The organism is Streptomyces sp. RLA012 (assembly GCF_056270325.1).
The window spans coordinates 7,597,007-7,622,073 of record NZ_JBWDPA010000002.1 but is presented as its reverse complement, the minus strand read 5'-3'; the positions used below and the strand labels follow the sequence as shown (position 1 = coordinate 7,622,073).

At 70.3% G+C, this 25,067-nt stretch carries 14 protein-coding genes and 1 pseudogene; 5 read left to right on the top strand and 10 right to left on the bottom strand.

Annotated features, from left to right (window positions below; all coding sequences use genetic code 11):
• Positions 1-293 precede the first annotated feature (293 nt).
• Both RV986_RS34895 and RV986_RS34890 read left to right on the top strand, forming a co-directional pair.
• Positions 294-428, top strand: a pseudogene (locus RV986_RS34895) (MBL fold metallo-hydrolase); the annotation flags it as partial.
• A gap of 120 nt (positions 429-548) precedes the next feature.
• Positions 549-1,361 (top strand): DUF3097 domain-containing protein, encoded by an 813-nt coding sequence (locus RV986_RS34890; RefSeq protein WP_475921178.1) that lies wholly within the window; start codon positions 549-551, stop codon positions 1,359-1,361.
• On the opposite strand, the gene RV986_RS34885 is transcribed toward RV986_RS34890, so the two are convergent.
• The 3 genes from RV986_RS34885 to RV986_RS34875 form a co-directional block, all read right to left on the bottom strand.
• Positions 1,339-1,929: a Uma2 family endonuclease gene (locus tag RV986_RS34885; protein WP_475921177.1), complete on the bottom strand. Its 591-nt coding sequence runs from the start codon at positions 1,927-1,929 to the stop codon at positions 1,339-1,341. The genes RV986_RS34890 and RV986_RS34885 overlap by 23 nt on opposite strands.
• A gap of 104 nt (positions 1,930-2,033) precedes the next feature.
• Positions 2,034-3,266, bottom strand: coding sequence for a radical SAM family heme chaperone HemW (hemW, locus tag RV986_RS34880; RefSeq protein ID WP_475921176.1), 1,233 nt, complete (start codon positions 3,264-3,266; stop codon positions 2,034-2,036).
• A gap of 64 nt (positions 3,267-3,330) precedes the next feature.
• Positions 3,331-5,712: a SpoIIE family protein phosphatase gene (locus RV986_RS34875; RefSeq protein WP_475921175.1), complete on the bottom strand. Its 2,382-nt coding sequence runs from the start codon at positions 5,710-5,712 to the stop codon at positions 3,331-3,333.
• A 235-nt stretch (positions 5,713-5,947) separates the two neighbouring features.
• Here RV986_RS34875 and RV986_RS34870 point away from each other — a divergent pair, with 235 nt between their 5' ends.
• A complete protein-coding gene (locus tag RV986_RS34870; protein WP_475921174.1) occupies positions 5,948-10,024 on the top strand; it encodes a HAMP domain-containing protein in 4,077 nt (1,358 codons plus the stop codon).
• Positions 10,025-10,036: 12 nt separating this feature from the next.
• Positions 10,037-10,621 (top strand): response regulator, encoded by a 585-nt coding sequence (locus RV986_RS34865; protein ID WP_475921173.1) that lies wholly within the window; start codon positions 10,037-10,039, stop codon positions 10,619-10,621.
• Between the two features lie 63 nt (positions 10,622-10,684).
• Here RV986_RS34865 and RV986_RS34860 read toward each other — a convergent pair whose 3' ends face one another.
• From RV986_RS34860 to lepA, 3 genes are all read right to left on the bottom strand, one after another.
• Positions 10,685-16,315 carry an AAA domain-containing protein gene (locus tag RV986_RS34860; protein WP_475921172.1) on the bottom strand — a complete coding sequence of 1,877 codons (5,631 nt, stop codon included), beginning with the start codon at positions 16,313-16,315 and terminating at the stop codon, positions 10,685-10,687.
• Between the two features lie 222 nt (positions 16,316-16,537).
• Positions 16,538-18,412: an AMP-dependent synthetase/ligase gene (locus RV986_RS34855; RefSeq protein WP_475921171.1), complete on the bottom strand. Its 1,875-nt coding sequence runs from the start codon at positions 18,410-18,412 to the stop codon at positions 16,538-16,540.
• 459 nt (positions 18,413-18,871) lie between these two features.
• The gene (lepA, locus tag RV986_RS34850; protein ID WP_475921170.1) at positions 18,872-20,740 is read right to left on the bottom strand and encodes a translation elongation factor 4; all 1,869 of its coding nucleotides are present in this window, start codon (positions 20,738-20,740) and stop codon (positions 18,872-18,874) included.
• 234 nt (positions 20,741-20,974) lie between these two features.
• On the opposite strand from lepA, the gene rpsT reads away from it, so the two are divergent.
• The gene (gene rpsT, locus RV986_RS34845; protein WP_362508321.1) at positions 20,975-21,241 is read left to right on the top strand and encodes a 30S ribosomal protein S20; all 267 of its coding nucleotides are present in this window, start codon (positions 20,975-20,977) and stop codon (positions 21,239-21,241) included.
• 393 nt (positions 21,242-21,634) lie between these two features.
• Here rpsT and holA read toward each other — a convergent pair whose 3' ends face one another.
• The 4 genes from holA to RV986_RS34825 all read right to left on the bottom strand — a co-directional run bounded on the left by holA (position 21,635) and on the right by RV986_RS34825 (position 25,067).
• Positions 21,635-22,621 (bottom strand): DNA polymerase III subunit delta, encoded by a 987-nt coding sequence (gene holA / locus RV986_RS34840; RefSeq protein ID WP_475921169.1) that lies wholly within the window; start codon positions 22,619-22,621, stop codon positions 21,635-21,637.
• A gap of 95 nt (positions 22,622-22,716) precedes the next feature.
• Positions 22,717-22,962 (bottom strand): hypothetical protein, encoded by a 246-nt coding sequence (locus RV986_RS34835; protein WP_475921168.1) that lies wholly within the window; start codon positions 22,960-22,962, stop codon positions 22,717-22,719.
• 204 nt (positions 22,963-23,166) lie between these two features.
• The gene (locus tag RV986_RS34830) at positions 23,167-24,048 is read right to left on the bottom strand and encodes a YceI family protein (protein WP_475921167.1); all 882 of its coding nucleotides are present in this window, start codon (positions 24,046-24,048) and stop codon (positions 23,167-23,169) included.
• Positions 24,049-24,239: 191 nt separating this feature from the next.
• Positions 24,240-25,067, bottom strand: a complete 828-nt coding sequence (locus RV986_RS34825; protein ID WP_475921166.1) for an arylamine N-acetyltransferase family protein — start codon at positions 25,065-25,067, stop codon at positions 24,240-24,242.

Genomic DNA, 25,067 nt, shown 5'->3' with positions numbered 1-25,067 from the left:
CCCGGCCCAGTGTACGGCCGGTGGGTACGGCCCCGGCAAGGGCGGGCCTGCGATCTTGCGCGACGTGCACCGACGTGTCCTGTCATGTCGTACCGTCCGCTCCCACGAAGTCGTACCGTCCGGTCCCTCGTCGCCGGCGTCGGCGCACGAAGGTGACTTGGGAAGAGGCGGGGCGGGAGGAGCCGACACCGCGGGTGGGACGGCGGCGACTTCCGGCCTGCCTCGCGGAGGGCGCGCGGTTGCGCGGGGAGGCGCAGGCGCGGAGAAGGCGGCGGACGCCCCGGTGCGGGCCGGCGGGGGCCGGCGGGGGCCACACCGCCCACGGCCCCGTGGTCGTGCTGCGGGGCGACCTTGCGGTGGTGTCCTGCGGCGACCCGGTCGAGGAGTCCGGCGAGCCGCAGGCGGGCCCCGACGCCGTACCGTCGCGCCGGGACCGTACGAACACGGGGTCCACGGCCGTTCCGTGATCGGGCACGTACCGCGTTTCGGCGTGTCGCGTTTCGGCGTGTCGCGGTGAGTGCCGCCGGGCTTCTCCTATCGTCATCCGAATGCGCCAGTACTCTCCGGACCTGACCCCGCCGTGGAAGAAGCCCAAGCCCGTGCCGGAAGTGCCGGCGGAGCCGGGCCTGGTGGTCGAGGAGCCGGGCACCGGCTTCTGCGGCGCGGTGATCCGCTGCGAGGCGGGCACGGTGACGCTGGAGGACCGCTTCGGCAAGCACCGGGTGTTCCCGCTGGAGCCACGCGGCTTCCTTCTGGAGGGGAAGGTGGTGACGCTGGTCCGCCCGTCCGCCGCCACTCCGGTACGGCCGTCGCGTACGGCCTCGGGTTCGCTCGCCGTACCGGGCGCGCGGGCCCGGGTGGCGCGGGCCGGGCGGATCTACGTCGAGGGCCGCCACGACGCCGAACTGGTCGAGAAGGTCTGGGGCGACGACCTGCGCATCGAGGGCGTCGTCGTGGAGTACTTGGAGGGCATCGACGACCTCCCCGCGATCGTCGCCGACTTCGCACCGGGCCCCGACGCCCGCCTGGGCGTCCTGGTCGACCATCTGGTCCCCGGCACGAAGGAGTCCCGCATCGCGGGGTCGGTCACGAGCGAGCACGCCCTGGTGCTGGGGCACCCGTACATCGACATCTGGGAGGCGGTGAAGCCGTCCTCCGTGGGCATCCCGGGGTGGCCCCGCATTCCGCACGGGCAGGACTGGAAGACGGGGGTGTGCCAGGCCTTGGGCTGGCCGGAGAACACCGGGGCGGCCTGGCAGCACATTCTGTCGCGGGTGCGGTCTTACAAGGACCTGGAGCCGGAACTGCTGGGGAAGGTGGAGGAACTGATCGACTTCGTTACGGCCAGCGGTGAGGCCTGACCTTCTCGTAAGTGGCGAACTCGCTGGTGTCCAGTTCGACGCCGAGTGGCTCCAACGGCGTGAGATCGCCGAACTTCGTGATCCGCTGGCGCCGGTAATCCGCGTCCTCTCCATCGCCCGTCGGCTCAGTGAGCAGCACGCACTGCGCCATAACGGGGTCGATGATGAAGTAGGCGGGTACCTTCGCCGCTGCGTAGATCGAGCGCTTGACTCCGTAATCGCGGTCCACGCTCGACTTGGAGACGACTTCCACCAGCATGGTGATGACCTCGGACGGCATCAACCTTCCGTGACCGGGTCCGACGCCTCGCTCGACGACCACAAGGTCCGGCTGCGGCTCACTGGTCTCTTCGAGGATGGCGATGTCCTGGGTCTGGAGTCGCCGCCAGTGCCGCCGGGGGATCTGGTCCTGGATCGCCTCCAGAATGTCGTTGTGGGCCACGTCCGGCCCCGCCATCATCACAATTACCCCCCGGAGGAGCTCGACCTTGAATCCTTCGGGAACCTCAAGGTTCTCGAAGATCTTCACGATGTTGGTGGTCATCGGTCGGTCGTCCACAGCGGTCATCTCCGCGGCCCTCCGGTTTCCGCCACCGTGCAATTACGGCGGCAGCCTACGAACAAGGTTAGGGACCGAACCGGCGTTCCGCAGTCGTTCACTCCACCGAGTGATCAGTCCACCAAGTCCCTGACCACCGCGTCCGCCAGCAACCGCCCCCGCAGCGTGAGCACCGCGCGCGCCTCCTCGTACGGCCGGTTTTCGAGCAGCCCGTCCGACAGTGCCCTGCGGGACGCGGCCAGCCCCTCCGGTCGCAGCAACGACAGTGGTACGCCCTCCCGGAGCCGCAGCTCCAGCAGGACGCGCTCCACCCTGCGGTCCTCCTCGGAGAGGAGCTCGCGGCCCGCGCCCGGGGAGCGGCCGGAGGCCAGCGCCGCCGCGTACGCCCCCGGGTGCTTCACGTTCCACCAGCGCACGCCGCCGACGTGGCTGTGGGCGCCGGGGCCCGCGCCCCACCAGTCGGCGCCGCGCCAGTACAACTCGTTGTGCAGGCAGCGGCCCGCCTCCGACGTGGCCCAGTTGGAGACCTCGTACCAGTCGAAGCCCGCCGCCGACATCACCTCGTCCGCGATCAGGTACCGGTCGGCGTGGACGTCGTCGTCCGTCATCGGGACCTCGCCGCGGCGGATGCGGCGGGCGAGCTGGGTGCCCTCCTCGACGATCAGGGCGTACGCGGAGATGTGGTCGGGCCCGGCGCCGAGCGCGGCGTCCAGGGACGCGCGCCAGTCGTCGTCCGACTCCCCCGGCGTGCCGTAGATCAGGTCGAGGTTCACATGCTCGAACCCGGCCGCGCGGGCCTCCGCGACACAGGCCTCGGGCCGGCCGGGCGTGTGCGTACGGTCGAGCACCTTCAGGACGTGCTGCCGGGCGCTCTGCATGCCGAAGGAGATCCGGTTGAACCCTCCGGTCCGTAGCTTCTCCAGATACTCCGGATCCACCGACTCCGGGTTCGCCTCGGTCGTGATCTCCGCGTCGTCCGCGAGCCCGAACTCGTCCCGGATCGCCCCCAGCATCCGTACGAGATCGTCGGCGGCCAGCAGCGTCGGCGTACCGCCGCCGACGAAGACCGTACGGACGGGGCGCGGGTCGTCGCCGAGGACCTTGCGGGCGAGCCGGACCTCGTCGATCAGCGTTTCGGCGTAGTTGTCGCGGGAGGCGAGCACACCTCCGGTGCCCCGCAGCTCGGTCGCCGTGTAGGTGTTGAAGTCGCAGTAGCCGCAGCGGGTCGCGCAGTACGGCACGTGGAGATAGAACCCGAGGGGGCGCTCGGCGGCCCCGGCCAGGGCGTACGCGGGCAGTGCGCCGTCGTCGGGGACGGGCTCACCGTCGGGAAGTGCGGAAGGCATGTCCTCCATTGTCCCGTACGCCGCCGCATACCCTGCTCGGCTGTCCCGTACAGGGCCGCATGCCCTACTCCGCCTGCAACACCAGCAGCGCCAGGTCGTCCTCCGGCGGCTTGCTGCCGAACTCGTGCACCAGTCGCCGGATCCGTTCCGCGACGAGCTCGGCGCTCAGCCCGGCACAGCCCGCGAGGGCCTCCGCGAGCCCGTCGTCGTCGTCGAACTGGCGGGGCCCGCTGCGGCGCTCCGTCACCCCGTCGGTGACGCACAGGACGGTGTCGCCGGGGTACAGCTCGAAGGTCTCGGAGACGTAGGTCGCGTCCTCGAAGACCCCGAGAAGGGTCTGCGGCTCGGCCACCTCCCGTACGTCGCCCGCGGGGCCCAGGATCAGCGGCAGCGGATGCCCGGCGGAGGCGAGGGTGCAACGGACGCCGCCGTCGAAGGGCACCAGTTCGCCGTACAGCATGGAGAGGAAACGGGTCTGGGGGCCCTCGTCGGGGCCGAGCCCGGGTCCGCCTGCGGCCACCAGCGCGCGGGCCGCCGCGTCGGCCGCCTCCGTCGCGTCGTCGAGGAGGAGCTGGTTGAGGCGGTCGAGGACGTCCGCGACGTGGTAACCCTCGCGGGCCAGCAGGCGGAGCCAGGGCCGGGCGAGGCCGATCACCACGGCGGCCTCCGGGCCCTTGCCCTGCACATCACCGAGGACGAAGCACCAGCGTCCGTCGCCGGCCGGGAAGAGGTCGTAGAAGTCGCCGCTGGGCCCGCCCTTGTCGAGCGGCTCGTACACGAGGGCGCTGCGCACCCCGGGGATCTCGGCGACCGCGCCGGGCAGCAGGCCGCGCTGGAGGACCCGGCTGATGGTGGCCTGGCGCGCGTACTGGCGGGCGGCGCCGATGGCGAGGGCTATCCGGCGGCTGAGGTCCTCGACGAGTCCGGTGATCTCGTCGGGGAAGCCGACCGGTCCGGCCCGCCCGATGACGAGGGTGCCGAGCGGCCGCCCACCCGCGATCAGCCGATACGCGAGCGCCGCGCCACTCACCCCACCCGCACCGCAGCCATCGCCCGCACCGCCCACACGGCCAGCTCCACCCGCACCACAGCCATCGCCCACACGGCCAGCTCCACCCGCACCGTCTGCACCGCAGCTACCACCCGCAGCACCCGCACCGTCTGCACCGCAGCCACCACCCGCACCGCCGGCACCACCCGCCCCCAGCGCCTCCCCCGCATCGACATCCACACCGGCACCAGCACCACCGGCAGGGGCACCGACACCCCCGCCTAACGCCTCCCCCGGCCAGGGCACCGGCACGGCCCGCGACCGCACCGAGTCCGGCAGCCGCGGCGGATCCTTCTCCAGTGCCCGGCGCAGCTCCTCGATCCGGTTCTCGCTGCCGTGCCAGACCCGGGCGAGCCGCGGCCCCAGGGCCAGCCCGAGCCCGCCCGCCCGGTCGGTGGCCTCGTCCTCCAGCCACACCGCGCACCAGTCGGCGAGCCGTGGCACGAGGAGCTGTCCGGCGAGCGCGGCGACCAGGTCCTCGTCGAGCTGCCCGGCGAGCAGGTCGGAGGCCTCGGCGAGGAAGGAGAGGGCGCCGCGGTTGAGCCAGTCGCCGTCCTGCCGCCGTCCACGCCGCGGCGCGTGGGCGCCGCCCTCACCGCCGGGTGTCCCCCGCCCCGGGGCGTACCCGTCGCCGTACGCCGCCGTCATCCCGTCGACGAGCAGTCCCACGTCGAGGGCCGGCGTCCCCGCGTCGGCCGATCCCGCCGCGATGCCCGCACCCGTCCCAAAACCGACCCCCGTATCGAAACCGACGCCCGTGTCGAAACCGACGCCCGTGTCGACACCCAGACCGCCATCACCGCTCAGCCCGTCGGCGACGCCCAACCCTCCACCGACACTCAACCCGCCGTCACCGCTCAGCCTGGCATCGCCGCTCAACCCGCCGTCACCGCCCAACCCGCCGTCGACGCTCAGCCCCCCGTCGACAGGCAGCCGCGCCCAGACCGTCTTGACCCCGGTCCGATAGGTGATCCCCCATGCCTCCGACAGCGCGGCGACGAGCCGCAACCCGCGGCCGTACTCCGGTGTGCCGTACGCGCGTTCGATGGCCTCCTCGCGTACCGCCCGCGAGGGGTGGTGGTCGGAGACCTCGACGACCACGGCGCCCATCGCGCCGCCGTCCGTGATCTCCAGCCGGCAGACCAGCTCGACGTCGGTGCCCGCGTGCACGACGGCGTTGGTGACGAGTTCGCTGACGACCACGACGGCATCGCCGACCAGGCGTTCGCCGACTGTCTCGGCGCCGGGCAGGGCGAGTTCGGCCCAGCCGGCGAGTGCCTCGCGCACCAGCCGTCGGGCGGCACCGGGCGCGAGCGGAGTGCCCGGCAGCGCGGCGCGCGCCATCGTTTCCTGGCCCGCGCGGTGGTGCGCGGGCGTACCAGGGGCAAGCGCCATGGAGTCCGGCTGTGACTCCCGTTGCGTCGGAATGGCCCCCACTGTGCGGCTCCCTGAGCAGATCGGACGAATACGCCTCAGGCGACACGGACAGAGTGACAGACTGACCACGCCCATAAGCGCCGAGTTACCGAAGTGGGCCGCCATGAGTGAGAACAGTGCTACGCGTGTGCTCGAAGACGGACAGAAAGATGGCCAGATTCGAGCATCCGAGCTGCGCCCTCTGCTCGCCGCGATGACAGCCGCACGGGACGGCGACTTCACGAAGGTCCCGGAGACGGGGCACGGCCTGGTGGCCGACCTGAGCGCCACCTTCAACCAGATCATCGACCGCAGCACCCACTTCAACACGGAAGTGCAGCGGGTACGGCGGGAGCTGGTCCGGCACGGCCGGCTCGACGAGCGGCTGTCGGCGAGCCCGGGCCAGGGCGGCTGGACGAGCCGTGTGAATGACGTGAACCAGTTGCTCGACGCCCTGGTGGCACCGGCCGCGAACGCGACGCGCGTCCTGGACGCCGTGGCCGGCGGCGATCTCACCCAGCGGGTCGACCTGCACGACGGGAACCGGCAACTCAGGGGCGATCTGCGGCGGTTGGGCCGCGCCGTCAACAAGATGGTCGATCAGCTCTCCCTCTTCACGGGCGAGGTGACCCGGGTCGCCCGTGAGGTCGGCACCGAGGGCCGCCTCGGCGGGCGCGCCAAGGTACAAGGGCTCTCCGGCAGTTGGCGCGATGTGACCGAGGCGGTCAACACGATGGCGTCCCGGCTGACGGCCCAGGTGCGGGACATCGCCCTGGTGACCACGGCGGTGGCGCGCGGCGATCTGACCCGTACGGTGACGGTCGAGGCGACCGGCGAGCTGCTCGAACTGAAGCTCACCGTGAACACGATGGTCGACCAGCTCTCCGCCTTCGCCGACGAGGTCACCCGCGTCGCCCGCGAGGTCGGCACCGAAGGCCAACTGGGCGGCCGCGCCCAGGTCAGAGGCGTCTCCGGGGTCTGGAAGGACCTCACCGACAACGTGAACTTCATGGCCTCGAACCTGACCTCGCAGGTCCGCAACATCGCCCAGGTCACCACGGCCGTGGCCAACGGCGACCTCAGTCAGAAGATCACGGTCGACGCGAAGGGCGAGATCCTCGAACTCAAGTCGACCATCAACACCATGGTCGACCAGCTCTCCGCCTTCGCCGACGAGGTCACCCGCGTGGCCCGCGAGGTCGGCACCGAAGGCAACCTCGGTGGGCGCGCCCAGGTCAGGGGCGTCTCGGGCGTCTGGAAGGACCTCACCGACAACGTCAACTTCATGGCGGACAACCTGACCTCCCAGGTCCGCAACATCGCCCTCGTCTCCACGGCCGTCGCGCAGGGCGACCTCGGCAAGAAGATCACCGTCGAGGCGAAGGGCGAGATCCTCGAACTCAAGTCGACCATCAACACCATGGTCGACCAGCTCTCCGCCTTCGCCGACGAGGTCACCCGCGTGGCCCGCGAGGTCGGCACCGAAGGCAACCTCGGCGGCCAGGCCCAGGTCAGGGGCGTCTCCGGGGTCTGGAAGGACCTGACGGACAACGTCAACTTCATGGCCCTGAACCTGACCAGTCAGGTCCGCAACATCGCCCAGGTGACGACGGCCGTCGCGAACGGCGACCTGTCGAAGAAGATCACCGTCGACGCCCGCGGCGAGATCCTCGAACTGAAGGACACCGTCAACACGATGGTGGAGCAGCTGCGGGCCTTCGCCGACGAGGTGACCCGGGTGGCCCGCGAGGTCGGCACGGACGGCCGGCTCGGCGGTCGCGCGCAGGTGCTCGGTGTCTCCGGCGTCTGGCGGGACCTCACCGACAACGTCAACTACATGGCCGACAACCTGACCTCGCAGGTCCGCAACATCGCGCAGGTCGCGACGGCCGTGGCGCAGGGCGACCTGTCGAAGAAGATCGACGTGGACGCGCGCGGCGAGATCCTCGAACTCAAGACCACCATCAACACGATGGTCGACACCCTCTCCTCCTTCTCCTCCGAGGTCACGCGGGTGGCCCGCGAGGTGGGCTCGGAGGGCCAACTCGGCGGCCAGGCACGGGTCGAGGGCGTGTACGGCACCTGGAAGCGGCTCACGACGAACGTGAACGAGCTCGCCTCCAACCTCACCACCCAGGTCCGCGCGATCGCCGAGGTCGCCTCCGCGGTGGCCCAGGGCGACATGTCCCGCTCCATCACCGTGGAGACGCAGGGCGAGGTCGCCGAGCTGAAGGACAACATCAACCTGATGGTGGCCAACCTCCGCGAGACGACCCGTGCCAAGGACTGGCTGGAGTCGAACCTCGCCCGTCTCGCCGCGCTGATGCAGGGCCACCGGGATCTGATGGAGGTCGCCGACCTGATCCTGCGCGAGCTGACCCCGCTGGTGAACGCGCAGTACGGCGCCTTCTTCCTGGCCGACCCGGAGGAGGACGGGACCTCCCTGCACACCGCCGTCCCCGCCAAGGGACTCGCCTTCATCGCCGGATACGGCTCGGCGCAGGGCGCGACCGTCGACACCGGCGGTATGCCGGTGCACGGCCTGGTCCGGCAGGCGGCCCGGGAGAAGAAGCGGATCCTCGTCGAGGAGGCTCCGCCGGACTACATCAAGATCAACAGCGGTCTGGGGGAAGCCGCCCCCGCCAGTGTCGTCATCATCCCGATCCTCTTCGAGGACAAACTCCTCGGCGTGATCGAGCTCGCCTCCTTCTCCCGCTTCTCGGACGTCCATCTGGCCTTCTTCGACCAGTTCGTGAACACCATCGGCGTCGCCATCAACACCATCATCGCCAACTCCCGTACGGAGTCCCTGCTCGGCGAGTCCCAGCGCCTGGCCATCCAGCTCCAGGACCGCTCGGACGAACTCCAGTCGCAACAGGCGGAGCTGCAACGCTCGAACGCCGAACTGGAGGAGAAAGCGGCGCTCCTGGCGACGAGTTCGCAGTACAAGTCGGAGTTCCTGGCGAACATGTCGCACGAACTGCGCACGCCGCTCAACTCACTGCTGATCCTCGCCCGCCTCCTCTCCGACAACCCGGACGGCCATCTCACCGACCAGGAGGTGCAGTTCGCGACGACGATCCACCGCTCGGGCTCCGATCTCCTCCAGCTCATCAACGACATCCTCGACCTGTCGAAGATCGAGGCGGGCCGTATGGACGTACGCCCGAAGAGGCTGCCGTTGATCAAACTGCTCGACTACGTCCACGCCACCTTCCGCCCGCTCACCCTGGACCGCGGTCTCGCCTTCGAGGTGACGGTCGGGGAGGACGTACCGCGGGAGATGTACTCGGACGAGCAGCGGCTCCAGCAGATCCTGCGCAATCTGCTCTCCAACGCGATCAAGTTCACCGCGACCGGCCGGGTCGAGCTGCGCGTCAACCGCCTCAAGGACCCCGAACACGCCTTCACCCGCGAGAACAGCGACGACGTGATCGCCTTCGCCGTCTCCGACACCGGCATCGGGATCGCCGCGGAGAAACTCCCGGTGATCTTCGAGGCGTTCCAGCAGGCCGACGGCACCACCAACCGCAAATACGGCGGTACCGGCCTCGGCCTGTCCATCAGCCGGGAGATCTCCGGGCTGCTCGGCGGCCGCATCATCGCGGAGAGCTCCCCCGGGAAGGGTTCCACCTTCACGCTGTACGTCCCTGTCGTCAGCCCCGGCCACACGGCGACCGGCGCCGCCCCGGAGGACCACCGGCCACCCGTACCCGAACAGCTGTCCACCGAGCCGTACACCGCCCACGACACCGACGACTCCTGGCCCACCCCCACCAAGCTGGAGGCCTGGAAGGCCGGCCGTGCGGGCCAGGTCCTGCCGGGGCGCCGGGTGCTGATCGTGGACGACGACATCCGCAACGTCTTCGCGCTCACCCATGTCCTGGGCCGCGTCGGCATGCCCGTCCTGTACGCGGAGAACGGCCGTGAGGGCATCGAGACCCTGGAGCGCAACCCTGACGTCGAACTCGTTCTGATGGACATCATGATGCCGGAGATGGACGGCTACGAAACGATCTCCGCCATCCGCCGCACCCCCCGCTGGACGGGCCTGCCCATCGTCGCGCTGACCGCGAAGGCGATGCCGGGAGACCGCGAGAAGTCCATCGCGCGCGGTGCCAACGACTACGTACCCAAGCCGGTGGACGTCGACCAGCTGCTCACGGTCGTCTGCGCCCTCCTCGACCCGGAGAGCACGGACGACGCGGAGCAGGACGACGCCGACGAACCCGTTGTTCCGGGACCGAGCACAGCAGCCGGGGAGGCCGCGGTCCCGCCGACGACCGAGTGAGGCACAGTCACCATGAGCGCTGAGGAAACGACCGACGAGCGCGCCAGCATCCTCCTGGTCGACGACATGGAGGACAACCTGATCGCGCTGGAGGCCGTCCTGGGATCCCTCAACGAGCCGCTCGTCCGCGCGCGTTCGGGCGAGGAAGCGATGAAGGCACTGCTCAGGCAACGCTTCGCCGTCGTCCTCCTGGACATCCGCATGCCGGGCATGGACGGCTTCGAAACCGCCGCGAACATCAAACGGCTCGACCAGACCAAGGACGTTCCCATCATCTTCCTGACCGGCACCGACGCCGACGCGGGCTATGCCTTCCGCGGCTACGCGACCGGCGCCGCCGACTACTTGACCAAGCCCTTCGACCCATGGGTGCTCCGCGCCAAGGTCACCGTCTTCCTGGACCTGCACCGCAAGAACCAGCAACTGGAACGGATGCTCGCGCACGAGCAGGGCCAGTTCGACGAGCTGGCCGACCGGCTGGAAAGAATCGAGGCCCACATGGCGACGAGCGGCTTGGACGATGTCTTCGAACTGCGCCACCAGGTACGCCGGATGGAGGAGTCGTTACGAGAGATGCGCCGGAGGCGGGGCGTGTAACACCCCACCTCCGTAGGGGCGATGTCCTCGGACACGCCGTTCGTGTCTCAGTGGCTCAGTGGCTCAGTCCTGGATGTACCGGACGACGACGCTCATCCCCGTACCCCGCTCCGTCCGCCAGCTCACCTCGTCCCCGACCTCGCGCCACAACAGCGCCTTGCCGAGGGCGGAGTTGGGGCTCAGACGCTCCGCCTCGTCACCCGCGAGCATCGCGATCTCGTACGTCGTGATCCCGGGTTCGTCCCGGTCCTCGACACCGACGAGACAGCCCGGCACGACCATCGACCCGCCGCTCAGGGAGGCGTCGGGGATCACCTGGTCGAGCACGGCACGCAGAAAACTCCGCCGGTCCTTGAGCGCTTCACGGCGCTTCTCGTGGTCGGCCAGCTGTGCCCTCCGGGAGGAGGAGTCGACGGCCACCACCTCCGGAGGCGGCTGGTCCAGCGCGTCCTGCACCCGCTGCAGCTCCCGCTGCACCCGTCGGTGAGCGGCGAGGGTGAGACGGTCGACACGAACGGGGGCAGGGGAGGGTCCGACGGCCGGGATCGGCTGCGCCGGGATCGGCTGCGCCGGGATATGGCCCGTTGTGCGGTCGGTTGCTCGGTCGGATGTACGGCCGGTCGCGCGGCCGGATGTGCGGTCCGATCCGCGATCCGTCACCCTCTGCACGCGCAGCAGTTCGGTGGTCCGGCCCTCGGGTGCGCCGGGCGACCCCGGGGCGTGGTGGCGCGCCAGCCCCACCTGCCCGTCGTCTCCCAGCACCGGGACCTCGGCACGTGCTATCGCCGCACGGATCATGGCCTGCACCTCGGCGTGCGCGAGGCGCACCACCGCCCGCCCGTCGCGCAGGACGTCCACGGCGTCGGCACCGGGGAAGTTCGCAACCCCCGCACCGCCGAGGAATCGCGCGGCGCCCGGCACGGTCCCGCGCATGCTGAACGCGTGCTGGGCCGCGTTGACCTCGTCGCGGTGAAGACGTGCCACGGACACGAGGGGCGGCCGCCCGTCACCCGCCCCCGCGGCCCGCGCGAACCTCCGGTCCCGGACGGCCGCCGACGCCGCGGCCCGCACCGGCACCGCGGCAGGCGCCGCCCCGGGGGCACCCGTATCCGCGGTGGCATCCGCCTGTACCGAGGTACCCACCAGTACGGTGGCACCCCCGCTTCCAGCGGTCCGAGCCACCCGCCCCGTAGGCTCGGCGCGCGGCCCCGCGCCGGGCGGCACGCCCGGATCGGCCCCCGCCGCTCTCGCCGCCGTCGTCTCGATACCGAGCCGTTCGAGCTCCGCCCACAGCGGCCCCAGCGCCTGTTCCGGATCGAGGAAGAAACGGCTGCCCCGGATGCGGACGAACGTCCAGCCCACTCGCTCCAGTTCGCGCTGACGCGCCGCGTCCGCGTCCGCGTTCTCCTCGGTGTGGAAGGCGTCGCCGTCGCACTCCACGGCCAGTCGCTGCGTACCGCCCTCGACGACGAGGTCGATGCGGTAGCGGCCGGCCGGGTACTGGGGCCGCACACGGTAGCCCCGCTCCCGCAGCGCCAGATACACGCGCTGTTCGAAGAGACTGTCGAAGGCCTGGTGCGGGACGTCGGGCCGGACCTCGCCGAGGTCCGCGCCGTCCCGTTCCTCCGCCGGACGCGAGAACCAGTCCAGGTAAGCGCGCCGCAGATCGGTCTCTCCCAGCTCCGTGAGCGTCACACTGTGGAACAGCCGCACCTGGTCGCGGGCGCGGGAAGCGGCCACGTTGATGTGCTGCCGGTACAGCGAACTGCTGTAGGAGCCGATACGGCGCGGCCCGTCCGGACCGGTGAGGGACGCCACCAGGCCGATGAAGACGATGTCGCGTTCGTCGCCCTGGAACTCCTCCGCGTTGCCCACGCGCAGCCGTCGCCGCTGCCGCTCGTCGAGCGGGATCCGGTCGGCCAGCAGATCCTCAATGAGGAACTTCTGACCCGTACCGAGCAGCGTGATCACGCCCAGGGTGCGTCCCGCGTAGGCGGGATCCGCGATGCACCGGGCGATCTCGTCCACCAGGCGCTCCGCCTCGGGACGGTTGATCTGCTTCTGCCCGCTGCCCTCCACGTAACCGTCGGCCACGTGTACGGATCGCAGCGGCGGCAGCCGGTCGGCGCCGTACTGCCGCAGCGGCTGGAGCCGACCTCCGTAGCACAGCTGGTTGGAGAAGCCGATGATCTCCGGCATGCACCGGAAGTGTTCCTGGAGCATCAGCCTGCCGCGGCCGCCCGCGAGACCGGACGCGATGTCGAAGAGACTCGCGGTGGGCGTGAAGAGATTACGGCGGGCCGCGGGCAGCTCACCGAGCAGCCGCCGCTGCAACGCGAACTGTTCGTCGTGGTCCACTCCGACCTGTGCGGGGCTGACCTGCTGGTCGTCGCCGACGACGATCACCTTCGCGCCGAGCCAGGCCAGCAGCAGCGCCTCGGGACCGGACTGGCTCGCCTCGTCGATGATCACGACGTCGAAGCGCCCGGCCCGGTCCATCGGCACCGTCTCGGTCACCTGGTGCAGCGGCATGATCCAGGCGGGCACCGCCTCCTGGCTGGCCTGCAGGCTCTCGCGGGCCTGCCTGCGGTAGGTGGCGGCGTATTTGCCCGTGCCCTTGCCCAGCTTGCGGACGCTCTGCTGGTACGAGGTGAGGGCCACGGCCTGGTCGTCCGTGAGCCGGGACAGGCAGCTGAACCAGGACTTGTCGGCCGCCAGCCGCTCCAGGCTGATCCGGATCTCCGCATCGGCCTCCGCGAGCCGCCGCAGCTGAGTGGCCTCGGCTGCCGGGTCGGTCAGCTCCTGCATCCGGGCGTGCCAGGCCGACCACGACCAGGCGGCCCCGACCTCACCGAGCCGGGTGTCCCAGACCGGATCCCGCGGCTCGGACTCCAACAGGTCGGCGACCTCGGGGAGTTCGGCCGCGACCTGCCGGTAGGCCTCGTCGCACGCCTTCTTTCGCGCCAGCGCCTCCCGCAGGTCCTCCAGTTCGCCCACGGCGGTGCCGTACGCGTCCGCGTCGCGTGCCTCGACCGCCGCGCGGGCCCGGTCCACGGCTGCCGACGCGCCCCTTCGGTGCGCGGCGGCGCGCAGTACGCCGAGGGCGCCGTCGATCAGGGCGCGTGGGCGATCGGCGGCACGGCGCGCCGCCCTGGCCCGCAGCACGCTCCGCACGGTGTTCGCCGCCTCGTCGTTCCCCCAGTCGACCCCCGCCAGCCCCGGAGTCACCGCGGCCACCTGGACGACGTCCCGGCGCAGGTCGGCGAGGGCGGTCAGCGCGGTGAGCGTGGCGACGTCCTGGCGCAGCCGGGCGATACGGGGATCGGTGGCCTGCCATGCTCCGGTGTCGGCGCCGTCTCCCCAGCCCCGTTCGATGTCCTGCAGGTGGCGTTCCAGGGTGACGCGATGCAGTACGGCGACCGCGGCGGGCTCGGTCTCCACGGCGCGGCCGTCGACCCGTACCGTCTCCGGAAAGTCGCCGACCGCCTTGCGCAGCTTCGACCTCAGCCCCAGCGGTCCGCGCAGCCTCTCTCCCGCCGCGAGCCCGTCGCGGAGCGCGTTGGCGAGGCCGAGGGCCGTCGGCACGTCGTGCGGCTCCAGGCCGCTGACCAGCGTGGAGCCGAGCGCGGCCGCCGCGTCCTCGACGGCGGCCAGCGCGACCGTGGTGCGCTCGTGCCGACTGCGCGCGCCGAGATCCTGTCCGGCCAGCACATCGCCACGCAGTTCGGCGGCCCAGCCCCGCGGTGTGGCCGCCGCTGCCGCGGCCATGAAACGGTCGAGTGCGGCGGCCAGTTGGTCCTGCTGTGCGACTGTCAGGGAGGACACGGCGTCGTCGAGGCGGGAGACGGAGCCGTCCTTCCGCAGCGCCGCGAGGTCGGCCTCCGCGGCGCGGATCGTCTCGATCGCCTCAGCGAACTCGGGCCCCGACGGCAGCTGTCCCGGCTCGGGCAGTGCCGCCCCGACGGTGGCCGCGAGCCTCCGGTGACGGTCGGTGAAGGCGAGCGCGGCACGGCGCAGCCGGGGCAGGGCGTCCACGTCGAGGGTGGGGGCGTCGGCGGGGACGGCGCCGATCCATTCGAAGCGCGGGCGTTCGCCGGCGAGCCGCTGGGCGATCCGGGCCAGGGTGCCCTCGTAGTCGCCCGTCTCGGCGGGGTGGTGGTAGGTCTCCCGCTCCCGCAGCGCGCGCAGGGCTTTCAGGGCGAGCGCCTGCGCCGATCGTGCGGACCTGAGCCGTTCTTCGTGCTCCTGGATCCGCCGCCGGTAGGCCCGCGCGGAGAAGTCGCCCTGCCGGTCGAGGATGGCCTTGACCGATTGTTCCAACTCCTGCTGCGCGGCTCCGTCGTCGGTGCGGCTGACACACAGCTCGCGGACGCTGGCGGGGAGCTTGTCCTTCAGGACCCGCAGGGCGCGAGCCGTGTGGCTGGTGATCAGCACCCGGTTGCCGTGCGCGAGGAGGTCGGTGACCAGGTTCGCGATCGTGTGCGTCTTGCCGGTGCCGGGCGGCCCTTGCACGACCACGAGGTCACGGTCGCGCAGCCGCTCGGCGATGGTGCGCTGTTCGTCGTTGGAGGGCAGCGCGAAGTACAACTCCGGTGATTCCCCGAGTGCTTCGCCGCTGGCGGGTTCGCCCAGCGGTCGGTCGCCGCCCGCGCCGGCGATGGCCCGCAGCAAGGTGGTGGGCTCGGCTCCCCGCTCGATGCTCACGGCGACGCCACGCAGCGCTTCGAGCATGCTGCGCCGGGTGCGCTCCCTGAGCAGCAGCAGCGGTGCGAAGCTGACGACGGGGACGGCGGGGTCTCCCACCGTACGGTGCCGGGTCGCCGAGGGTTCGTAGCGGCCCGCCTGGTGGGCCGCGATGGTCCAGGTCGTCAGGGCCCGGTGGAGTCGGTCGGCGAGCGCCGGGTCCGTGGTGTCGCCGGCGGCCTCCAGTTCCTGACGTACGAGGGCGCGGGTGTCGGCGCGCGCCTTCTGTCCGGCGTCGAGCATGGACTCCTCCAGCACCGGGCTGCCGTGCTCCGGGTCGGGGCCGACGGTGATGGCGCCGCTGTCGGGGTCGATGGCGATGACGGCGCGGCAGGTGACGAGGTGGTGGCGGACCGGCTCGTCCTGCGCCGACCAGCTCAAGTAGCCGAAGCCGACGACCAGTTCGAAGCTCTCGCCGAGCTCGGAGGTGTCCACGCACAGCCGATAGAGCCGGTCATAGGCACGCACCACGGGTTTCATGGACCGGTCGCGGTTCGCCCAGGTCTCCCAGGCGCGAGCCCAGGCCCGGTGCTGCTCGTGCACCCTGTCGCGCTGGGGTGAGCCGGCGAGCTGGACGGTGACCCGGGTGGCCTGCGCGCTGCCGTCGGCCGACACCTCTTCGGCGGGGATGTCCGCCTGGGACCGGAGCGCGGGTGCGGTGTCCCGTTCGGAGTCGCGGATCTCCCGCTCGTTCAGCCAGTGGGCGAGCGGCAGGGGCGGCGCGGGCGGGTCGTGGCGCTCGGGCCGGTCGGCACGCAGCCACAAAGGGGCATCGCCAGGTACGACTTCGGTCAGGAAACATCCGAACTGCGCGGGCAGATCGGCGAACCAGACCTGGTGCCTGGCATCGTCGTACGTCCGTACGGGTCTTGTACGGCTCTCGCCCACTTCCGCGAGATAGCGGAAGACATGACGGACGACGTCGTCGGGCGTCGCGGCAGAAACGGGCAAGGCCACCTCGCTGAGCTGTCGGAGCCGAAATATGAGGAGAAATATGAAGAGAGTGTGCGCATCCTATGTGACGCATCTGACACTCACGGCTCTTCCGCCCAACTCCGCACCCCGTCCCCGACCCACCACACAAGTGGCCCCGGAAAGGCCGACTGCCTTCCGGGGCCACTGGGTGAATCGCCGCGCCCGACGCGTACCCGCGTGCGCTACGCCTCTCGCGCGCTACGCCTCCCGCGCGCCGGCGTACATCTCCTCGATGAGCTCCTTGTACTCCCGCTCCACAACCGGCCGCTTCAGCTTCAGACTCGGGGTGATCTCCCCGTGCTCCACGTCGAGGTCGCGCGGCAGCAGGCGGAACTTCTTGATCGTCTGCCACCGCTGGAGGCCCTCGTTGAGTTCCTTGACGTAGCCCTCGATCAGCTCGACGGTGGCGGGGGCGGCGACGACCTCGGCGTACGACCTGCCCTCCAGCCCGTTCTCCTTCGCCCACTCCAGGATCGACGGCTCGTCGAGGGCGATGAGGGCGGTGCAGAAGTTCCGGTCGGCGCCGTGCACGAGGATGTTGGAGACGTACGGGCAGACGGCCTTGAACTGGCCCTCGACCTCGGCGGGCGCGATGTACTTGCCGCCGGAGGTCTTGATGAGGTCCTTCTTGCGGTCGGTGATGCGGAGGTAGCCGTCGGGGGACAGCTCGCCGATGTCACCGGTGTGGAACCAGCCGTCCGGTTCCAGGACCTCGGCGGTCTTGTCGGGCAGCCCGTGGTAGCCCTCCATGATGCCGGGGCCGCGCAGCAGGATCTCGCCGTCGTCCGCGATGCGCACCTCCGTGCCGGGCAGCGGCTTGCCGACCGTGCCGGTGCGGTACGCCTCGCCCGGGTTCACGAAGGAGGCGGCGGAGGACTCCGTGAGGCCGTACCCCTCCAGGATGTGGATGCCGGCGCCCGCGAAGAAGTAGCCGATCTCGGGCGCGAGGGCCGCGCTGCCGGAGACACAGGCGCGCAGCTTGCCGCCGAAGGCCTCGCGGATCTTGGCGAAGACGAGCGCGTCGGCGACCTTGTGCTTGGCGGAGAGCGCGAAGGGCGCGGAGGCCGTACCGGTGCGGCGGAAGTTGTCCTGGCTGGCCTTCGCGTACTCGCGGGAGACCTCGGCGGCCCACTGGAAGATCTTGTACTTGGCGCCGCCGCCGGCCCGTGCCTTGGCCGCGACCCCGTTGTAGACCTTCTCGAAGATGCGCGGGACGGCCGCCATGTACGTCGGCTGCACGACCGGCAGATTCTCGATGATCTTGTCGACACGGCCGTCCACGGCGGTGACGTGCCCGATCTCGATATGGCCGGACGTGAGCACCTTGCCGAAGACGTGCGCGAGCGGCAGCCACAGGTACTGCACGTCGTCGGGGCCGAGCAGCCCGGTCGCCGCGATGGCCTTCGCCATGTACGCCCAGTTGTCGTGCGGGAGACGGACGCCCTTGGGGCGGCCCGTGGTGCCGGAGGTGTAGATGAGGGTCGCGAGCTGGTCGGCGGTGATCGCGGCGACGCGCTCCTTGACCAGCTCGGGGTGCTTCTCCAGGTGCGCGGCGCCACGCGTCTCCAGCTCGGCGAGGGTGAGCACATCGTCACCGGTCTCGACCCCGGCCGGGTCGATGACGACCACATGGGTCAGCTCGGGCAGTTCGGCGCGCTTCTCCTGTGCCTTGGCGAGCTGGGCCGCGTCCTCCGCGATCAGGATCTTGCTGCCCGAGTCGGAGAGGATGAACGCGGACTCCTCGGCGTTCGTCTGCGGGTAGATCGTCGTCGTGGCCGCGCCCGCGCACATGATGCCGAGGTCGGCGAGGATCCACTCGACCCGGGTGGAGGCGGCGAGTGCGACACGCTGCTCCGGCCGTACGCCCAGTTCGATCAGTCCGGCCGCGATGGCGAAGACCCGCTCGGCGGCCTGCGCCCAGCTCAGCGACTTCCAGTCGTCCGGGCCCTCGCCCGAGGCAGGGGGCACCGGGTAGCGGTAGGCCTCGGCGTCCGGCGTGGCCGCCACGCGCTCCAGGAAGAGGGCCGCCACGGACGGCGGACGGTTCTCGATCAGGGTCTGTGTGTCGCTCACGACATCCTCCGGGGCCCGCGACAGTGCGTGCGTCTGGCTCGACCGACTGCTGACTGTTGCTGTGCGGCTGGCTGTTTCGGCTGTTGTTTAACTCGCGAGTAACCATCGAGCAGGGATCAGAGTAAAGCGCGACCGGCCCCTACGTAAGAGGCCACGGTCTGCGATCTTGCGAATCCCCCGGATTCTCCACCTGCGGACCGGGTACTCTGCGCGTCGCGAGAGCCAAGCACGCGCTAATCCTTGACATTTGATGTCAACCGGGCTGGTTCCAACCCGGCTCGTGTTGATCGCGTGAGACTGGATCGTTCGCTGAGCGGCCGAGCAGCGTGAGCCAGGAATCCCCTGCTTCGGCTGGGGAGGGTTCAATTTCTACAGAGAGCGACCGCTCGCACACTGAGGGCCCGCCGCGCACTCGCGCGACGGGCCCCTGTTGCGCCCGGCTTTCCGGGGCAACCGCCGTTACTTCTTGCCCTTGGCCGAGCCACCGCTGTCGTCGCTGGACAGCACGGCGATGAAGGCCTCTTGCGGAACCTCCACAGAGCCCACCATCTTCATCCGCTTCTTGCCCTCCTTCTGCTTCTCCAGCAGCTTCCGCTTACGGGAGATGTCACCGCCGTAGCACTTGGCGAGGACGTCCTTGCGGATGGCGCGGATGGTCTCGCGGGCGATCACCCGGGAGCCGATGGCCGCCTGGATGGGCACCTCGAAGGCCTGCCGCGGGATCAGCTCGCGCAGCTTGGCGACGAGCCGCACACCGTACGCGTACGCCGCGTCCTTGTGCGTGATCGCCGAGAAGGCGTCCACCTTGTCGCCGTGCAGCAGGATGTCCACCTTGACCAGGCTGGACGCCAGCTCACCGGTGGGCTCGTAGTCGAGCGAGGCGTAACCCCGGGTCTTGGACTTCAACTGATCGAAGAAGTCGAAAACGATCTCGGCGAGCGGCAGCGTGTAGCGGATCTCGACCCGGTCCTCGGACAGGTAGTCCATGCCGAGCAGGGTGCCGCGCCGGGTCTGGCACAGCTCCATGATCGAGCCGATGAACTCGGAGGGGGCGAGGATCGTGGCGCGTACGACGGGCTCGTACACCTCAGTGATCTTCCCCTCCGGGAACTCGCTCGGGTTGGTGACCACGTGCTCCGTCCCGTCCTCCATGAGGACGCGGTAGACCACGTTGGGCGCGGTGGCGATGAGGTCGAGCCCGAACTCGCGCTCCAACCGCTCCCGGATCACGTCCAGGTGCAGCAGCCCGAGGAAACCGACCCGGAAGCCGAAGCCCAGTGCCGCGGAGGTCTCCGGCTCGTAGACGAGCGCGGCGTCGTTGAGCTGCAGCTTGTCGAGCGCGTCGCGCAGCTCGGGGTAGTCGGACCCGTCCAGCGGATACAGCCCGGAGAAGACCATGGGCTTGGGGTCCTTGTACCCGCCGAGCGCCTCGGTCGCCCCCTTGTTCAGGGTGGTGATGGTGTCACCGACCTTGGACTGCCGGACGTCCTTCACACCGGTGATGAGGTAGCCCACCTCACCGACACCCAGGCCGTCGGCCGGCGTCATCTCGGGGGACGAGACGCCGATCTCCAGCAGCTCATGGGTCGCCCCGGTGGACATCATCCGGATCCGCTCACGCTTGTTGAGCTGCCCGTCGATGACACGCACATACGTCACGACACCGCGGTAGGAGTCGTACACGGAGTCGAAGATCATGGCGCGGGCGGGCGCGTCCTGGACGCCCACCGGCGCCGGGATCTCGGCCACGACCTTGTCCAGCAACGACTCGACGCCGACACCGGTCTTGGCCGAGACCTTCAGTACGTCCTCGGGGTCGCAGCCGATGAGATTGGCGAGCTCCTCCGAGAACTTCTCCGGCTGCGCGGCCGGCAGGTCGATCTTGTTGAGTACGGGGATGATCTTGAGGTCGTTCTCCATCGCCAGGTAGAGGTTGGCGAGGGTCTGCGCCTCGATGCCCTGGGCGGCGTCGACGAGGAGAACGGTCCCCTCGCACGCGGCCAGCGACCGGGACACCTCGTACGTGAAGTCCACGTGCCCGGGGGTGTCGATCATGTTGAGGATGTGGGTGTTGCCCGGATCCTCGGTCGGGGCCCAGGGCAGCCGGACCGCCTGGGACTTGATCGTGATGCCACGCTCGCGCTCGATGTCCATACGGTCGAGGTACTGAGCGCGCATCTGCCGCTGCTCGACCACCCCGGTCAGCTGGAGCATGCGGTCGGCGAGCGTGGACTTGCCGTGGTCGATGTGCGCGATGATGCAGAAATTGCGGATCAGAGCCGGGGCGGTACGGCTCGGCTCGGGCACATTGTTAGGGGTCGCGGGCACGCAGGGTCCTGTCTCTTGAGGCGCCTGTCGCCTCGGGTCGGATCGATACGTAGGCTCCATGGTCCCACGGGTGGGGAGCTGCGACCGGTTTGGGCCGGTCGCGCGGTGACTGGTAGCCTGGGTGGCTGTGTCTCATGCCCTCTCAGCAAGAGGCACGCGGAAAGTTCAGGAAAGAGAAATCATCGGCGTGCGAGACGTGCTGTCTCGCGCGCCTGAACCTGTAGAGGCTCATTCGTGGCGAACATCAAGTCCCAGATCAAGCGGATCAAGACCAACGAGAAGGCTCGGCTGCGCAACAAGTCGGTCAAGTCCTCCCTGAAGACCGCGATCCGCAAGGCCCGCGAGGCCGCTGCCGCCGGTGACGTCGAGAAGGCCACCGAGTACACGCGCGAGGCTTCGCGCAAGCTCGACAAGGCCGTCTCCAAGGGCGTCATCCACAAGAACCAGGCCGCCAACAAGAAGTCGGCGCTTGCTTCCAAGGTCGCTTCCCTCAAGGGCTGAGTCGGCTGGGCCCCACTGGGCCCAACCCCTGACTTGACCGCCGGAAGGGACCAAGCGGGCCCTCTCATCCGCTCCTGACCGGCACCCCCGGATCCACGCGCGGCCTGCGTTCGCCACGCGGGCGTGGATCCACCATCGTGAACCGAAGGCCTCGTTCCCCTCCTTCCCCAGGAGGACGAACGGGGCCTTCGGCGTGGGCGAAGCCCCGCCCGAGGGGCGCGGGGAACTGCGCGACCAGCCCCCACCGGCCCGCGGCCGAAGAACGCACCCCGGGGGCCTGGGGGCGGGCGGAGCCCCCAGGTCGGGGATGGGACGGGTAGGGGCGGCGGGGGCGAGAGAACCCGGGCTCAGCCCACCCAGACTCAGCCCAGCCAGACCCAGCCCAGCCGGGCGCTAGCCCCGACGAGACCGAGCCGCCCGAGCGATCGCCACGACCGCCTTCTCCAGCGCGTACTCAGGATCATCTCCCCCACCCTTGACCCCCGCATCGGCTTCGGCGACCGCCCGCAGCGCGACCGCGACCCCGTCCGGCGTCCACCCCCGCATCTGCTGCCGCACCCGATCGATCTTCCACGGCGGCATCCCCAACTCACGGGCAAGATCGGCCGGCCGCCCCCCACGCGCGGAGGACAGCTTCCCGATCGCCCGCACCCCCTGGGCCAACGCACTGGTGATCAAGACCGGCGCGACCCCGGTCGACAGAGACCACCGCAGCGCCTCCAACGCCTCCGCGGCCCGCCCCTCCACGGCCCGGTCGGCCACGGTGAAGCTCGACGCCTCGGCCCGCCCGGTGTAGTACCGCCCGACCACGGCCTCGTCGATCGTCCCCTCGACATCCGCGGTCAGCTGGGACACCGCGGAAGCGAGCTCCCGCAGATCACTCCCGATGGAGTCGACGAGCGCCTGACAGGCCTCCGGCGTGGCAGACCTCCCCAGCGCACGGAACTCACCGCGCACGAACGCCAGCCGGTCCGCCGCCTTCGTCATCTTGGGGCACGCCACCTCCCGCGCCCCCGCCTTGCGCGCGGCATCGAGCAACGCCTTGCCCTTGGCCGCACCCGCGTGCAGCAGCACGAGGGTGATCTCCTCGGCCGGCGCCCCCAGATACGCCTTCACGTCCTTGATGGTGTCGGCCGACAGATCCTGCGCGTTGCGTACGACCACGACCTTGCGCTCGGCGAAGAGCGAGGGACTCGTCAGCTCGGCCAGCGTGCCGGGCTGCAACTGGTCCGGGGCGAGATCCCGTACATCCGTGTCGGCGTCGGCGGCCCTGGCGGCGGCCACCACCTCCTGCACGGCACGGTCGAGCAGGAGATCCTCCTGGCCCACGGCGAGTGTGACGGGGGCGAGAGGGTCGTCTTGTGCGGTCTTCTTGGCCATCACGGAAAGCATCCCACGCGCCACTGACAACGCGGGCCGCGCGGCCCGCCCCGGTCGGCGAACCGCCCTGCTGTCCCCGGTCCCCCAGCGGAACGCTACGGCTCCTCGCGCCAGCCGTCCCACTCCCCCGCGAACTCGTCCAGCTCCTTCGGGTCGAGCCGCTCCCCGGGGTCCGCCAGGACCACCAGCCACTGCGCGTCCTCGGCGTCGTCCTCACCGGCCAGCGCGTCGCGTACGAGCTGCGGCTCCTCGTCGAGTCCGAACCGGTCACCGATCACCTCGGCCGCCTCTTCCGCGGCATCGCGGTCGGGCAGCACCAGCACATGTCTCACTTCACTCACGAGGACATTTTCCGCTACGCCCGCCCGACCCGACGCCGGGGTCGACACCAGACCGAAACCCGAACCGAAGCCCGAACCGAAGCCCGGACCAGAAACCGAACCGAAGACCGAACCGAGACCGGCCCCGAAGCCCGAAGGCCGCATCCCGAAGGCCGCAGACCGCAGACCGCAGACCGCAGACCGCAGACCAGATCCTCGACCGAGTCAGCCCTTCTGCACGATCTGCACGTCCAGCTCGATCCTGATGCTCGGCCCCACCACCGCGATACCGCGCGCGAGCATCGTCTGCCAGCTCACCGTGAAGTCGTCCCGGTGCAGCTCGGTCGTGGCCCGGCAGGCCGCCCGCACCTCGCCCTCCATGCCATGGCCGAGCCCGAGGTACTGCGTGTCGAGCGTCACCGTACGCGTCACCCCGTGCAGCGACAGCGCCCCCGTCACCGACCAACGGTTGCCGCCCCGGTGCGCGAACCGCTCGCTGTAGAACTCCAGCGTCGGGAAACGCGCCACGTCCAGGAAGTCCGCCGACCGCAGATGGTCGTCGCGCATCCTGACGTTGGTGTCGATGGACGCCGCGTCGATCACCACGTGCAACGCCGACCGCTCCACGCTCTCGGCGATCCGTATCGCCCCCGCGAACGTGTTGAACCGTCCGTGGATCCTGGCCAGTCCGATGTGGCGCGCGGTGAAGCCGATCGACGAGTGCATCGGCTCGATCTCCCAGTCGCCCGGCTGCGGCAGGGCCGGCGGCTGGGCGACCTGCAGCGTCACATCGCCGAGCGAGGCCAGCGTGTTCTCCCCGACGACGGCGTTCGCACGGTAGGGCGTGTACCCCTCCGCCGACACCGCGAGCCGGTACTCGCCCGCCGGCACCGTCGCCACGAAGGACCCGAACGGATCGGTGCCCCCGCCCACCACCTTGCGCCCCATGGCATCGCTGACCGCGAGCTCCGCGTGCGGCACCGGCTCGTTGACCGGATCCAGCACCCGACAGCTCAGCACCCCGGCACTGGGCGGCACCTGCATCGCGGCGAGGGGACCCGTCCGCTGTACCCGGTCCGTTCGGTTTCCCCACCAGCGGCCGACCATCCGCGACACCCCCGCGCGACTTGAAAACACCTGTTGCCGAGGATGCATTCGACCACTAGTGCGGCTTTCGAGGCAACACGCGACCACATCGCGGGAATCCAGCACATGTGCTGGGACTACGCACGAGTAACCCCATTTGACCGCTCCGACCGAACCCGTTCCAGCCGAACCATTGCGACCAGGCGCCGAGATCAGCCCTTCCGCACCTCCGGCACCCGGTCCAACTCGATCCCGAAACGCTCCCGATAGAGGGCCAACACCTCCTCGTCCGTGTCCAGTTGCGACACCTCCTTCGTCCCGTCCGCCGCCGTCACCGTCAGGCTGCGACCGCTGAGCGTGATCCGTCCCCCGTCCTCCGTGACCAGCGAACAGACCGGCGACTGCACGAAGTGCGAGACCGGCGAGGTGCTGTGCCACCAGGCCCCGGTCACGAAGTCCCCGAGCACCCGAGGCCGCACCTCAAGGCGGTACTGCGGCCCACCGTCCCGGATGACGTCCAGGTCCTCGGCCTCCCGACGCCCGCCGACACCCCGCACCCCCGCCGCGTCCGGCCCCGCCTCGACAACCCGGAACATGCCGCCCGGGTCGGTCTGTTCGGCCCGCTCCCCGAAGGCCAGCGGATAGTGGCTGTGCGCCCCGAACCCGACATCCGCCAGCCAGTCGCCCCCATCCACCGTCCGCACCCGCAGCGCGAGATGGTCGAACGGGATCCCGAGCTGCCCCTCCTCCCCGTACGTCCGCGCCGCGAGAACCGTCACGTCGAAGCCCAGCGCCCCCAACAGCGCCCCGAACAAACCGTTCAGTTCGTAGCAGAAGCCACCCCTGTGCGCGCCCACCACCTTGTCCAGCAGCCGCTTCTCCTCCAGCACGATCTCCTCACCCAGATGGATCGACAGGTTCTCGAACGGCACCGACTTCAGATGGCGCAGGTGCAACTCGCGCAGCACACCGGAGGTGGGCCACGCGGGGTGCTGAGCGCCGATCCGGCGGAGGTAGGCATCGGCCTGTGCGGAATTCAT